At 69.9% G+C, this 12,298-nt stretch carries 13 protein-coding genes and 1 tRNA gene; 9 read left to right on the forward strand and 5 right to left on the reverse strand.

The features are described 5' to 3' along the window. Window positions 1-163 precede the first annotated feature (163 nt). From R9Z33_RS02895 to grxD, 5 genes are all read left to right on the forward strand, one after another. A tRNA-Ala gene (locus R9Z33_RS02895) sits at window positions 164-239 on the forward strand. 288 nt (window positions 240-527) lie between these two features. After that, entirely contained in the window at window positions 528-1,118 is a 591-nt protein-coding gene (locus R9Z33_RS02900; RefSeq protein ID WP_318649808.1) for a transposase, read from the forward strand. A gap of 41 nt (window positions 1,119-1,159) precedes the next feature. Next, window positions 1,160-3,364 (forward strand): phosphoribosylformylglycinamidine synthase subunit PurL, encoded by a 2,205-nt coding sequence (gene purL / locus R9Z33_RS02905; RefSeq protein WP_318649809.1) that lies wholly within the window; start codon window positions 1,160-1,162, stop codon window positions 3,362-3,364. A gap of 19 nt (window positions 3,365-3,383) precedes the next feature. Further along, a complete protein-coding gene (locus tag R9Z33_RS02910; protein ID WP_213616283.1) occupies window positions 3,384-3,617 on the forward strand; it encodes a BolA family protein in 234 nt (77 codons plus the stop codon). A gap of 31 nt (window positions 3,618-3,648) precedes the next feature. Continuing rightward, window positions 3,649-3,987, forward strand: coding sequence for a Grx4 family monothiol glutaredoxin (grxD, locus tag R9Z33_RS02915; RefSeq protein ID WP_318649810.1), 339 nt, complete (start codon window positions 3,649-3,651; stop codon window positions 3,985-3,987). Window positions 3,988-4,143: 156 nt separating this feature from the next. Here grxD and R9Z33_RS02920 read toward each other — a convergent pair whose 3' ends face one another. From R9Z33_RS02920 to rpsD, 3 genes are read right to left on the reverse strand one after another with little or no spacing between them, the layout of a single operon-like run. Next, on the reverse strand, window positions 4,144-5,064 hold the full coding sequence (locus tag R9Z33_RS02920; protein WP_318649811.1) for a DUF1796 family putative cysteine peptidase: 921 nt from the start codon (window positions 5,062-5,064) through the stop codon (window positions 4,144-4,146). Window positions 5,065-5,097: 33 nt separating this feature from the next. Further along, on the reverse strand, window positions 5,098-5,649 hold the full coding sequence (locus tag R9Z33_RS02925; protein ID WP_318649812.1) for a sugar O-acetyltransferase: 552 nt from the start codon (window positions 5,647-5,649) through the stop codon (window positions 5,098-5,100). A 42-nt stretch (window positions 5,650-5,691) separates the two neighbouring features. Beyond that, a complete protein-coding gene (gene rpsD, locus R9Z33_RS02930; protein WP_213616291.1) occupies window positions 5,692-6,333 on the reverse strand; it encodes a 30S ribosomal protein S4 in 642 nt (213 codons plus the stop codon). Window positions 6,334-6,541: 208 nt separating this feature from the next. Here rpsD and R9Z33_RS02935 point away from each other — a divergent pair, with 208 nt between their 5' ends. Genes R9Z33_RS02935 through R9Z33_RS02950 form a run of 4 tightly spaced genes read left to right on the forward strand, consistent with a single transcriptional unit; the run spans window position 6,542 to window position 10,792 of the window. Next, window positions 6,542-6,742 (forward strand): hypothetical protein, encoded by a 201-nt coding sequence (locus R9Z33_RS02935; RefSeq protein ID WP_318649813.1) that lies wholly within the window; start codon window positions 6,542-6,544, stop codon window positions 6,740-6,742. 44 nt (window positions 6,743-6,786) lie between these two features. After that, complete coding sequence (gene thrC, locus R9Z33_RS02940; RefSeq protein WP_318649814.1) at window positions 6,787-8,193, forward strand: threonine synthase; 1,407 nt, start codon at window positions 6,787-6,789, stop codon at window positions 8,191-8,193. Window positions 8,194-8,207: 14 nt separating this feature from the next. After that, window positions 8,208-9,473, forward strand: a complete 1,266-nt coding sequence (locus R9Z33_RS02945; RefSeq protein ID WP_318649815.1) for a M16 family metallopeptidase — start codon at window positions 8,208-8,210, stop codon at window positions 9,471-9,473. Next, complete coding sequence (locus R9Z33_RS02950; protein WP_318649816.1) at window positions 9,470-10,792, forward strand: TldD/PmbA family protein; 1,323 nt, start codon at window positions 9,470-9,472, stop codon at window positions 10,790-10,792. The genes R9Z33_RS02945 and R9Z33_RS02950 overlap by 4 nt, the downstream gene beginning before the upstream one ends. 56 nt (window positions 10,793-10,848) lie before the next feature. Here R9Z33_RS02950 and R9Z33_RS02955 read toward each other — a convergent pair whose 3' ends face one another. Both R9Z33_RS02955 and R9Z33_RS02960 read right to left on the reverse strand, forming a co-directional pair. Then, window positions 10,849-11,535 (reverse strand): J domain-containing protein, encoded by a 687-nt coding sequence (locus R9Z33_RS02955; protein ID WP_318649817.1) that lies wholly within the window; start codon window positions 11,533-11,535, stop codon window positions 10,849-10,851. A gap of 3 nt (window positions 11,536-11,538) precedes the next feature. Continuing rightward, a complete protein-coding gene (locus tag R9Z33_RS02960) occupies window positions 11,539-12,240 on the reverse strand; it encodes a vWA domain-containing protein (RefSeq protein WP_318649818.1) in 702 nt (233 codons plus the stop codon). Window positions 12,241-12,298 lie beyond the last annotated feature (58 nt).

Below are 12,298 nucleotides of genomic sequence, written 5' to 3' on the forward strand. Positions count from 1 at the left end.
GGGGTGGCGGCAAACTAACCGCGCGGCGAGGCGTGCGAAAGGGCACAGGGGAGGCATGCGAAAGCGGGGGGCGAAAAAGCGCGGGGGGGTGGGTTGCGGGGCGCGCGCGGGGTGGTTATACGGCCGCACTCCCGACGGGGTGACTTCCGCAAGGAAGCCTTGGGGGGCCATAGCTCAGTTGGTAGAGCGCTTGAATGGCATTCAAGAGGTCGGCGGTTCGATTCCGCCTGGCTCCACCACCCGCCCCGCTTCCTGGACATCGCCGATAACCTGATCCGCCTGCGGCGGACCGCGCGTCAGCGCAGCCCGAAGAAGCTCAGGATGGCGATGACGATGACGACCGCGCCGACGATGTAAACGATGCTGTTCATGGGGAGCCTCCTGGGGTTGTCCGGTGACAACGCGCGGGGGCGGGGAAGGTGACGCGGTGGTCTCGCCGCAGGGCCCCAAGGATCGCAGGGGTTCGGGGAGCCCGTGGCATCCCAATTTCCTTGACTTTTTCGCGCTTTGCGGTATATTTTCCTAGGATGAAGCAGCGCGTCCCCTTCACCGCCCTCTCCGACCGCCAATGGGATGCCCTGCGGCCCTATGTCCTGGCGCAGAAGGCCAGCCCCGCCGGCCGCAAGACGGCCGACCTGCGCGAGCGGATGAACGCCATCCTCTTCCTGCTTTCCACCGACGCCCCCTGGCGGGAGCTGCCCGAACGCTACGGTTCCGCGGGGACGGTCGCGCGGCATTTCCGCCGGCTGACGCATGGCGGGCTGTGGGAGCACCTGCTGGAAGCCCTGCACGATCTCGGGCCGCGCCATCCGCTGCAGCAGCTTCGCCGCGTGATCTTCCGCGGCGCCAGGCGGGCCGCGAAACTGGTCGGACTCGGCATCATCGTGCTGGCGCGGCGATTGAACCTTCTCGAGGCCCTGCCTGGGCCGCCCTGGCTGGTGGCCGATCCCGATTTGTCCAAAACCCTGGTGGGCCTGTTCCAACGCGAATTCGAACATCCTGACCCAGGCCGGTTCCGGCGCTGGTGGCGTGAGAAGGGCCGCGCCTTCATCCAGGTCTTCGCCATCGCGGGCGGGCGGCCCCACATGCCGCGCTGCGTCAGGCTGGCCATGCCGTGATGCGGCTGGACAAGCCGCCCGCCCCGCCCGACAAACGCCGGATGACAACCGATCGCGTCCCCCCCCTGGCTGATGAGCGCGCCGCGCAGCTCGCCGGCGAATTCGGCCTCAAGCCGGATGAATACCAGCGCGCCCTGGCCATCCTCGGCCGCACGCCGACCCTGACCGAGCTTGGCATCTTCTCGGTCATGTGGAGCGAGCATTGCTCCTACAAGTCCAGCCGCGTCTGGCTGCGCGAGCTGCCGACCAAGGCGCCCTGGGTCCTGGTGGGGCCGGGCGAGAATGCGGGCGTCATCGCCATCGGCGAAGGCCTCGCCGCCGTCTTCAAGATGGAAAGCCACAACCACCCGAGCTTCATCGAGCCCTATAACGGCGCGGCCACGGGCGTCGGCGGCATCCTGCGCGATGTCTTCACCATGGGCGCGCGCCCCATCGCCAACCTCAACGCGCTGCGCTTCGGCGACCCCAGCCTGCCGCGCACCCGGCGCATCCTGGATGGCGTGGTCCGCGGCATCGGCGGCTATGGCAATTGCGTGGGCGTGCCCACGGTGGGCGGCGAGGTGAACTTCCACCCGGCCTACAATGGCAACCCGCTGGTGAACGCCATGACGGTCGGCATCCTGAAGGAGGACCGGATCTTCACGGCGGCGGCGACCGGCGTGGGCAATCCGGTGGTCTATGTCGGCTCCAAGACGGGGCGGGACGGCATCCATGGCGCCACCATGTCCAGCACTGAATTCTCGGCCGATTCCGAGGAGAAGCGCCCCACGGTGCAGATCGGCGACCCGTTTGCCGAAAAGCTGCTGATCGAGGCCTGCCTGGAGCTGATGGCGACGGATGCCATCGTCGCCATCCAGGACATGGGGGCGGCCGGCCTCACTTCCTCCGGCGTCGAGATGGCCGGCAAGGGCGGCATGGGCATCGAGATGGACATGGGCGCCGTGCCGCAGCGCGAAGCCGGCATGTCCGCCTACGAGATGATGCTGAGCGAAAGCCAGGAGCGCATGCTCATGGTGCTCAAGCCGGGCCGTGAAGCCCAGGCCGAGGCCATCTTCCACAAATGGGAGCTGGATTTCGCCGTGGTCGGCAAGCTGACCGATACGGGGCGCATCGTCATCACCCATCACGGGAAGATCGAGGCCGACATCCCGCTGGCGCCGCTCGAATCGGAGGCGCCGCTCTACCGCCGCCCGACCGCCGAGACGCCGAAGCTGCCGGTGCTCAAGGCCAGCGAGATCGCGGACCCCATGGGCCCGATCGCCGCGCTGGAGAAGCTGGTGGCCTGCCCCGACCTCTGCTCCCGCCGCTGGATCTGGGACCAGTATGACGCCCAGGTGGGCGGGCAGACGGCCAAGCGCCCGGGCCAGGCGGATGCCGCCGTGGTCCGCATCGAGGATCATGTCCGCGCGCTCGCCATGACCACGGATTGCACGCCGCGCTATTGCCAGGCGGACCCGCATGCGGGCGGGATGCAGGCGGTGGCCGAGGCCTGGCGGAACATCACCGCCGTCGGCGCCCTGCCGCGCGCCATCACCGACAACATGAATTTCGGCAATCCCGAGAAGCCCGAGATCATGGGGCAGTTCGCCTCGGCCGTGCGCGGCATGGCCGCCGCCTGCACCGCGCTCGACTTCCCGGTGATCAGCGGCAATGTCTCGCTCTACAACGAGACGGAAGGCCGCGCGATCCTGCCGACGCCGGCCATCGGCGGCGTGGGCGTGCTGGAGGATGTGGCCCAGGCGGTGGGCCTCGCCATGCCGCAGGGGGCTGCGATCATCCTGGTGGGCGAGACGGAAGGCTGGCTCGGCCAGTCCCTCTGGCTGCGTGAGGTCGCGGGCCGGGAGGAGGGGGCGCCGCCCCCGGTGGACCTGGCCGCCGAGCGCCGCAACGGCGATTTCGTGCGCGGGCAGATCCTGGCCGGCGCCGTGGCCGCCTGCCATGACTGCGCGGATGGCGGCCTGCTGGTGACGGTGGCCGAGATGTGCATGGCCTCGGGCGTCGGCGCCAGGCTGGAGGCCACGGGGGATCACGGCTTCTGGTTCGGCGAGGACCAGTCGCGCTACGTCGTGGCCGTGCGGGACGGCGCGGCCTTCCTGGCGGCGGCGCAGGCGGCCGGGGTGCCGGCGCGCAAGCTCGGAGAATCCGGGGGAGGGGACTTGGTTCTCGCCGGAAAGGGGACCATATCGGTCTCCAATCTGGTGGCGGCGCATGAGGCGACGCTGCCGAAACTGATGCAAGACGCGTGAACCGGGGGGTCTGAACACCATGCCGATGCAACCGGCCGAAATCGAGGCGCTGATCAAATCGGCCCTGCCCGACGCCCAGGTGACGATCGAGGACCTGGCCGGCGATGGCGACCACTACGCCGCGAAGGTCATCTCCGAGAGCTTCCGGGGCGTCTCGCGCGTCAAGCAGCACCAGATCGTCTATGCCGCGCTGCAGGGCCGGATGGGCGGCGTGCTGCATGCCCTCGCGCTGCAGACCAGCGCGCCCGACTGAACGCGACCACTTGCCAGAAGGAACTTCCAGGATGAGCGACGACGTCACCGCCCGCATCGAGGCGGACATCAAGTCCAACCCCGTGGTGCTCTACATGAAGGGCACGCCGGTCTTTCCGCAGTGCGGCTTCTCGGCCCGGGTCGTGCAGATCCTCAGCCATGTGGGCGCGCCCTTCAAGGGCGTGAACGTGCTGGAGGACATGGAGATCCGTGAGGGCATCAAGGCCTACACCAACTGGCCGACCATCCCGCAGCTCTATGTGCAGGGCGAGTTCGTGGGCGGCTGCGACATCGTGATGGAGATGTTCCAGTCGGGCGAGCTGCAGGCGATGCTGAAGGAAAAGGGCATCGCGACCAAGGCCGAGGCCTGATCCTTCCCTCAGCCGCGTGACGCGGGAGGCGTGTCTTCGGCACGTCACGCGCGTTCCGCGCGGCTGGCTTCCGGTCGCTGACGCGATCCGCCGGGCCGGTTCGGCCCGGATCCTCGGTGGGTGCCGGTGGCTGGGAGCCTTGCGGCCCCTGGCAAGCTACTTGCCGAGCTGCGGCGCGGCCAGGGCGCCGCGCAGCAGGACGATCTCGTCCAGCGGGTCCTTGAAGGCGATGCCTTGCGCCTCGGAGATCACCCGAGCGCGCAGGTAGCGGTGCACGCCGCGCGTCTGGCCCAGCTCCATCTCCGGGAAAGGCCCGGGCGGCGCGCCCTCGACCAGGGCGATCGTCACCAGGATCGCGCCGCGCGCCGAGCGGTCCAGCATGTCGGCCGTGTCGGCGAAGGTGGCGACGCTGTTCGCGTCCTCCTCCACCACTTGCAGCAGCATCTTGCCGTGCAGGCCACGCAGCGCCTCGCGGAAGCGCAGCGTCGCGCGCTCCAGCGTGGCATAGCCCGTCGGGTCCGAGGGGTCGAAGTGGTGGAAGATCGTCTCACCATAGAGCTCGGAGAGGCGGAGGTGGCGGCAGAGATGGCCGTCGCTCTCGGGCGGGCGCTCCTCCATCGGGATGGGCTCGTATTCGGAGGCCATGAGCAGGCCGGCGCAGTCATCCACGATGGCGTCGCGCACCGCCTCGGCCGGGATGGTCATCCAGTCGAAGGGGCCGGCCCAGCGGCGCAGCCCGGCGCGCTTGAGCATGCCGGCGACGCGCGGCGTGCAGCCGGCGCCGATGCAGGCGAGCGGCGAGGGACGGGAGGCGAGGCCGGGGGCGATGATCGCCTCCATGCCGCGGCCGCCCAGCGTCGTCATCAGGCGGTTCTGCGCCTCGGGGCTGGTGTAGATGATGCGGATGAAGTCGGTGACGACCTCATCCAGCGATTCATTGACGCCGCGGCGCGCCAGCTCATCCGTGAAGGCGGCAAGCCAGGTGGGGTCCACCGAACGGCCGAGGAAGCTGACATGGGTGGCGCGGACCAGCGCCTCCAGGACTTCGCGCTGCGGGATCTGCGGAGGGATGGGCATGGCATTGCGTGTGCCGCCGAAGCGGGGGCGGCGTCAACCGGTGCGGGGGCGAGCAGGGTTGCCCATGACGATGGCGCCAGGCGCCACGTCGCGCGTGACCACGCTGCCCGCACCCACGACCGCGCCCTCGCCGATGGTCACGCCGGGCAGCAGGATGGCGCCGCCACCGATCCAGGCATCGGCGCCGATCCGCACCGGACGGCCGAATTCCAGCCCGGCGCGACGCGTGGCGGCGTCACGCGGGTGATCGGCCGCGTAGATCTGCACGGCAGGGCCGATCTGTGCGCGGTCGCCGATCGTGACCTCGACCACGTCGAGGATCACCACGTTGAAATTCAGGAAGGCGCCGGCGCCCAGCCGGATGTTGAAGCCATAGTCGCAATGGAAGGGCGGGCGGATGACGGCGCCGGGGCCGACGGCGCCGAGGCGCCCGGCCAGCAGGGCGTGGCGGGCTTCGGCGGTGAGGCTGTGGGAGGTGTTGTAGCGGCCAAGCCAAGCGAGGGTCGCGGCCATCTCGGCCTGCAACTCCGGATCATCGGGCCGGTAGTTCTGGCCCGCGAGCATGCGTTGCTTTTCGCTGGGCATGGCGAGGTGGTGCGGGCACCGAAGCACCCGCACCAGGCCTGATTAACGCGAGTAGAACTCGACGACCAGGTTCGGTTCCATCTGCACCGGATACGGCACGTCGCTGAACTTCGGCGTGCGCAGAATGCGGCCGCGCATCGCGCGGTGATCCACCTCGATGTACTCCGGCACGTCGCGGCCGGCTTCCTGGGCAGCGTCGAGCACCATGGTCAGCTGCTTCGACTTCTCCTTCACCTCGATGGTGTCGGTGTCGCGCACGCTGTAGCTCGGGATGTTCACGCGCTTCCCGTTCACGAGCACATGGCCGTGGTTCACGAACTGGCGGGCGGCGAAGGGCGTCACCGCGAACTTCATGCGGTAGATGATGGTGTCCAGCCGGCGCTCCAGCAGGTCGATCAGGTTCTCGGAGGTGTCGCCCTTCCGGCGCACGGCCTCGTCATAATACTTGCGGAACTGCTTCTCGCCGATGTTGGCGTAATAGCCCTTCAGCTTCTGCTTCGCCATCAGCTGGATGCCGAAGTCGGTCGGCTTGTTCTTGCGGCGCTGGCCGTGCTGGCCGGGGCCGTAGGTGCGGGCGCCCTGCTCGCCCTTGCGGGCCTTGACGACCGGGCTCTTGGCGCGACCCCAGAGGTTCTCACCCAGGCGGCGGTTGATCTTGTACTTGCTGGCAAGGCGCTTGGTCATGCGCGGCTTTCCGGCGCCATTGCGGCGTCCGGCCTTCTTCGTGGTGCGGGGCCATTCTCAGCCCAGCGGGTTGTCCCGGTAGTCCTTCTGGCTTTCGCCAAAAAGCGGGCGCACGCCCCGAAGGCGTGTCCTCGTTCCCAGGAATGGGGGCGGTCTAGGTCCTTGGGCGGCCCTTGTCAAACCACGGGCGACACCCCTAGTCGGGCGCATGGCGACGCGCGAAGAAATCCTGGTCCTGGGCCTGACGGCCGGCGTGGTGGGCAGCCTGGTGGGCGGGCTGATGCTCGGCCTCGGCTTCATCGCCATTTCTCAGGGGGTGCATATGGGCTGGCTGCTGGTCCTGCCCGCCGGTCCGATCGGCGGGGGGCTCGGCTACCTCCTGGCCCGCAAGCTGGCGAAGAAGGCCTGAGCACCGCTACCCTTGCGCGCGCCCAGGGACTAAACCTTCCTCCCATGCGCTATGTCTCCACCCGTGGCGAAGCCGCCCCGCGCGGCTTCGAGGATGTCCTGCTTGCCGGCCTCGCCGAGGATGGCGGGCTGTTCCTGCCCGAATCCTGGCCGCTTCTCTCGACCGCCGAATGGCGCGAGCTGCGTGGCCTGCCCTATGCCGAGCTCTCGGCCCGCATCCTGCACCGCTTCGTCGGCGATGCGCTGACGCTGGAGGAACTGCGTGGCCTGACCACGGCGACTTATTCCAGCTTCCGCCACCCGGCCGTCGTGCCGCTGGTGCAGCTCGGTCCGCGCGACTTCGCGCTGGAGCTGTTCCATGGGCCCACGCTGGCCTTCAAGGATGTGGCGCTGCAATTGCTCGGTCGCCTGTTCGATCACGTGCTGAAGAAGCGCGGTGAGCGCATCACCATCGTGGGTGCGACCAGCGGCGACACCGGCTCCGCCGCCATCGAGGCCTGCCGCGACCGTGCGGCGGTGGACATCGTCATCCTCCACCCCGAGGGCCGCACCAGCGAGGTGCAGCGCCGGCAGATGACGACGGTGATGTCCGCCAATGTCGCCAACCTCGCCATCCAGGGCAGCTTCGACGACTGCCAGGACCTGGTGAAGGCGATGTTCGTGGACGCGCCCTTCCGGGGCGAGATGAAGCTCGCCGCCGTCAACTCCATCAACTGGGCGCGCATCGCCGCGCAGATCCCCTATTACGTCGCCTCGGCCCTGGCGCTCGGCGCGCCGGATCGCGAGGTGGCGGTGAGCGTGCCCACCGGAAATTTCGGCAACGTCCTGGCTGCCTGGGCGGCGAAGCAGATGGGCCTGCCCATCGCCAAGTTCATCGTTGCGTCCAACCGCAACGACATCCTGACGCGCTTCCTGGTTTCCAACGACATGAGCGCGCGCGCGGTGGAGCCCTCGCTCTCGCCCTCCATGGACATCCAGGTCAGCAGCAATTTCGAACGCCTGCTCTTCGAGCTGCTGGGCCGCGATCCCAAGGCCACGGCCGCGCAGATGCAGGGCTTCCGCGCCACCGGCCGCATGCCCATCCCCGATGCGGCCTGGCGCCAGGCCACGCAGCACTTCCAGGGCTTCATGCTGGACGATGCCGGCACACTGGCCGAGATCGCGCATCTGCATGAGGCCGCGGGCTACCTCGCCGATCCGCACACCGCCATCGGCACCGCCGCCGCCCGGGCCTGCGCGCCCACGGACCCGCACATGCCGGTGATCATCGCCGCCACCGCCCATCCGGCGAAGTTCCCGGATGCGGTGCAGCGCGCGACCGGCGTGCATCCGCCGCTGCCCGCGGCGCTGGCCGATCTCTATGAGCGCCCTGAGCGCTTCACCGTATTGCCCAATGACCTCGCCGCCGCGCAGGGCTTCGTGCGCCAGCACAGCCGCCGCAACGCCGCTTGAACCCCAGGAATCGAATGACAGAAACCGTCCGCCTCACCCGCCTGCCCAGCGGCCTGATCGTCGCCAGCGAGCACATGCCCCGCGTCGAGACCGTCTCGATCGGCGCCTATGTGCATGCCGGCACGCGCAACGAGACGGCGGAGGAGAATGGCGCCTCCCACTTCCTCGAGCACATGGCCTTCAAGGGCACGGCGCGGCGCGATGCGCCCGCCATCGCGCGCGAGATCGAGAATGTCGGCGGCCACATCAACGCCTACACGGCGCGTGAGAACACCGCCTATTACTGCAAGGTGCTGAAGGAGGATGTGGGCCTCGCCGCCGACATCATCGGCGACATCCTCTGCCACTCGACGCTCACCGCGGAGGAACTCGAGCGCGAGCGCGGCGTGATCCTGCAGGAGATCGGCCAGGCGAACGACACGCCGGACGACATCATCTTCGATCACTTCCAGCATGCCTGCTTCCCCGACCAGGCGATGGGCCGGCCCACGCTCGGCACGGAGGAGATCATCGCCAAGATGCCGCGCGAGGCGCTGACGCAATACATGGCGCGGCATTACGGCCCCTCGCGCATGGTCGTCGCCGCCGCCGGCGCGGTGGATCACGACGCGCTGCTGGAGATGGTGGGCGAGCATTTCCGCGACCTGCCCGCCGTCACGCCGCATGCGCCCGAGCCCGCGCGCTATGCCGGCGGCGAGTTCCGCGAGGAGCGCGAGCTGGACCAGGTGCACCTGGTGCTGGGCTTCCCCTCGACCCACTACACCGACCCGGACCACTACCCGGCCATGCTGCTCTCCACGCTGCTGGGCGGGGGCATGTCCTCACGCCTGTTCCAAGAGATCCGGGAGAAGCGCGGCCTGGTCTATTCCATCTATTCCTTCGCGCACCCCTATGACGATGCCGGCATCTTCGCGCTCTACGCCGGCACGGGCGAGGACCAGGTGGCGGAGCTGCTGCCCGTCGCGATCGAGGAACTGCGCCGCGTGCAGCTGGACGTGAATGAGGATGAGCTGAACCGCGCCAAGGCGCAGCTGCGGGCTTCCCTGCTGATGTCATTGGAATCCACGGGCAGCCGCTGCGAGCAGATCGCGCGGCATCTGCAGGTGCATGGCCGCATCATCCCGACCGAGGAGACGAAGCGGCGCATCGCCGCCGTCACGGTCGAGGATGTGCGCCGTGCCGCGACCCGCATCTTCCGCGGCAAGCCGACGCTCGCGACCATGGGGCCGATCGGCAAGGTGATGCGGCTCTCGGAGATCGCGGAGAGGATGGCGGCATGAGCAACCAGGCGGTTCTGAACGCCCTGCTGGAGGCCGCCCGCCGCGCGGGCGCCGAGCAGGCGGATGCGCTGCTGGTGCATTCCGCCTCGCTCTCGGTGCAGCGCCGCCTGGGCGCCATCGAGGAGCTGGAGCGCGCGGAGAGCACCGATCTCGGCCTGCGCGTCTTCATCGGCAAGCGTGTCGCCATCGTCAGCGGCACGGATGCCTCGCCCTCGGGGTTCGCGGCGCTGGCGGAGCGTGCGGTGGCCATGGCGCGCGTGGTGCCGGAGGATGCGATGGCGACGCTGCTGGACGCGCCCGCGCCGCAGATCAGCCTCGACCTCGGCGATGCGCTGGAGCCCGATGCCGATGCGCTGCTGGCCCGCGCCGCGCTGGCGGAGGAAGCGGCCCTTGCCGTGCCTGGTGTGACCAACAGCGAGGGCGCCTCGGCCGGCTGGTCGCGCGGGACGCGGGCGCTCGCGACCTCCCGCGGCTTCTTCGGGGAATATGCCCGCGCCTCGCATTCCATCTCCGCCACGGCGCTGGCCGGCACCGGCACGGGCATGCAGCGCGACTATGACTACGCGAGCGCCGCGCATCTCGCTGACCTCGATGACGCGGCGCTGCTCGGCCGCCGCGCGGGGGAGCAGGCGGTGGCCCGCCTGAACCCGACGCGGCCGAAGAGCGCGCGCATCCCCGTGGTCTATCACCCGCGCGTCGCCTCCTCGCTGCTCGGCCATCTGGTCAATGCGATCAACGGCGCCTCCATCGCGCGCGGCACCTCCTTCCTGAAGGATGCGATGGGGCAGCAGATCCTGCCGCGCGGCACCTTCGTCATGGATGACCCGCTGCGCCCGCGCGGCCCGCGCTCCCGCCCCTTCGATGGCGAGGGCCAGCCAGGCCAGCGCCGCGCGCTGATCGAGGATGGCGTGCTCACCACCTGGCTGCTGGATGGCCGCAGCGCGAAGCAATTGGGCCTTGGCACCACCGGGCATGCCTCGCGCGGCACGGGCGGCCCGCCCGGGCCCGCGCCGACCAATCTCTGGCTGGAGCCGGGGGCGGAGACGCCGGAGGCCCTGATGGCGGACATCAAGGAAGGTCTCTACGTCACCGAGCTCATCGGCATGGGCGTGAACGGCATCACGGGCGACTACTCGCGCGGCGCGGCCGGCTTCATGATCCGCGACGGAAAGCTGGCCGAGCCGGTGGGCGAGATCACCATCGCGGGCAAGCTGCCGGAGATGTTCCTCGCCATCCGCGCGGCCAATGACCTGGAGTTCCGGCGCGGCACGGATGCCCCGACCATCCGCGTGGATGGAATGACGCTCGCGGGCGCCTAGACCCTGCTGAGAGGATGATTCAGCGTTTCGGCGATTCCGCCTCAACGCATCATGCTCTAGCCCAGCAGAAGATCCCGCGCCTCGTTCACGCGGCTGGCCAGCCAGTCGCTGCCACCGCGATCGGGATGCGCCGACTGCATCAGCCGGCGATGCGCGGCGCGGATCTGCTCCTCGCTCGCACCCTCCTGCAGCCCCAGCACGGACAGCGCCTCGGCCCGTGTCATCTTGCCGCCCGAGGGTGGCGGCGGGGGCGCCACGTCGCGCCATTCGGGGTCGGTGCGGTCGAGCCAGGCTTCGATCAGCGGCACGCTTTCCGCATCCATCGCCTGGCAGTCGCTGAGTAGCGTCATGAGCTCGGCGCGGTCCATGGAGGCGAGGTCCCGCCCCTGGAAGGCGCCGCGCCGCACCCGCCCGGACATGGCGCCGCTGCCGAGATCAAGCCGCATCTCCAGCGTCTCGGTCTCGACGCCGCTCGCCTCGCCGCCCTCGGCCGGGCGGCCGAAGGTCTGGCGCGCGCGCCAGCCGCGCCAGGCCTGGACCAGCGCCGGGCCGAACATGATGAGCGCCCAGAGCGCGTTCGCGCCACGGCCCGTCAGCAGCATGGCGGTGACGCCGACGGCGCCCAGCGTGCCCAGGCCCCAGACCAGCGCGGTCTTCACCGCGGCGGGGCGGGCATGGGCGAAGGCGTAGAGCAGGACGAGAACGGCGAGCAGAAGCGCGGCGCCGAGGGCGATGGCGAACATGGCTCAGCCCTTGGGCGCGGGAAGCTGGCCGGCGATGCGCTGCGCCTCGCGCCCGGGCAGCCGCGTCAGCGCCGCCCGCCCGCCGGCGGCGAAGACGGCGACGGCGCGCAGCAGGGCGCGCAGCGCCTCTGCGCTGCCGGCATCGAAGGGCGCCCAGGCGCCGCCCGAGAGCTTGGCGATCTGGCGGAAGCCCTGCTCGGCCGCGCGGTCATTGCCCTCCTGGAAGCAGAAGATGGGCGTGCCGTGCAGGCCGAGCTGCCCCGCGAGGTGGCAGATCGGGTCCACCGCCTCCTCCAGCGCGTCACCCACCAGGACCAGGGCATTCACGCGCTCGGTTTTGGTTTCGCGCAGCGCATGTTCCAGCACGCGCAGCACCTGGGTCTGCCCGCCCAGGACGGTGACGCCGGACATGCGGCGCGCGAGTTCGGCCGTGTCGGTCAGGAAGGGGGTGGCCGCGAATTCCATGTAGCCGCGCCAATAGGCGAGCTGCACGGCAAGGCCGCCCAGGTCCCGCGTGGCGGAGAACATCTCGGATTGCAGGTGGCAGGCCGTGTCCCAGGCGGGCTGGCGGGAGGCGGTGGCGTCCACCGCGAAGATCAGCCGGCCGCGCCGGGCCGAGACGGGGCGGACGGCCGGCAGCGACTCCACCTTGGCGAGGAAGGCGGCGACGGCGGCATTGGCGGGCTTGGCCGGGAGCTGGCTCATGCCCTCCAGATGGGCCATGGGGGCCGGTTTCGCCAGGGGCGGCGTGGCAGCGTGCGAG

Origin of the sequence: Sediminicoccus rosea (assembly GCF_033547095.1) — a bacterium.
Classification (GTDB): domain Bacteria; phylum Pseudomonadota; class Alphaproteobacteria; order Acetobacterales; family Acetobacteraceae; genus Roseococcus; species Roseococcus rosea.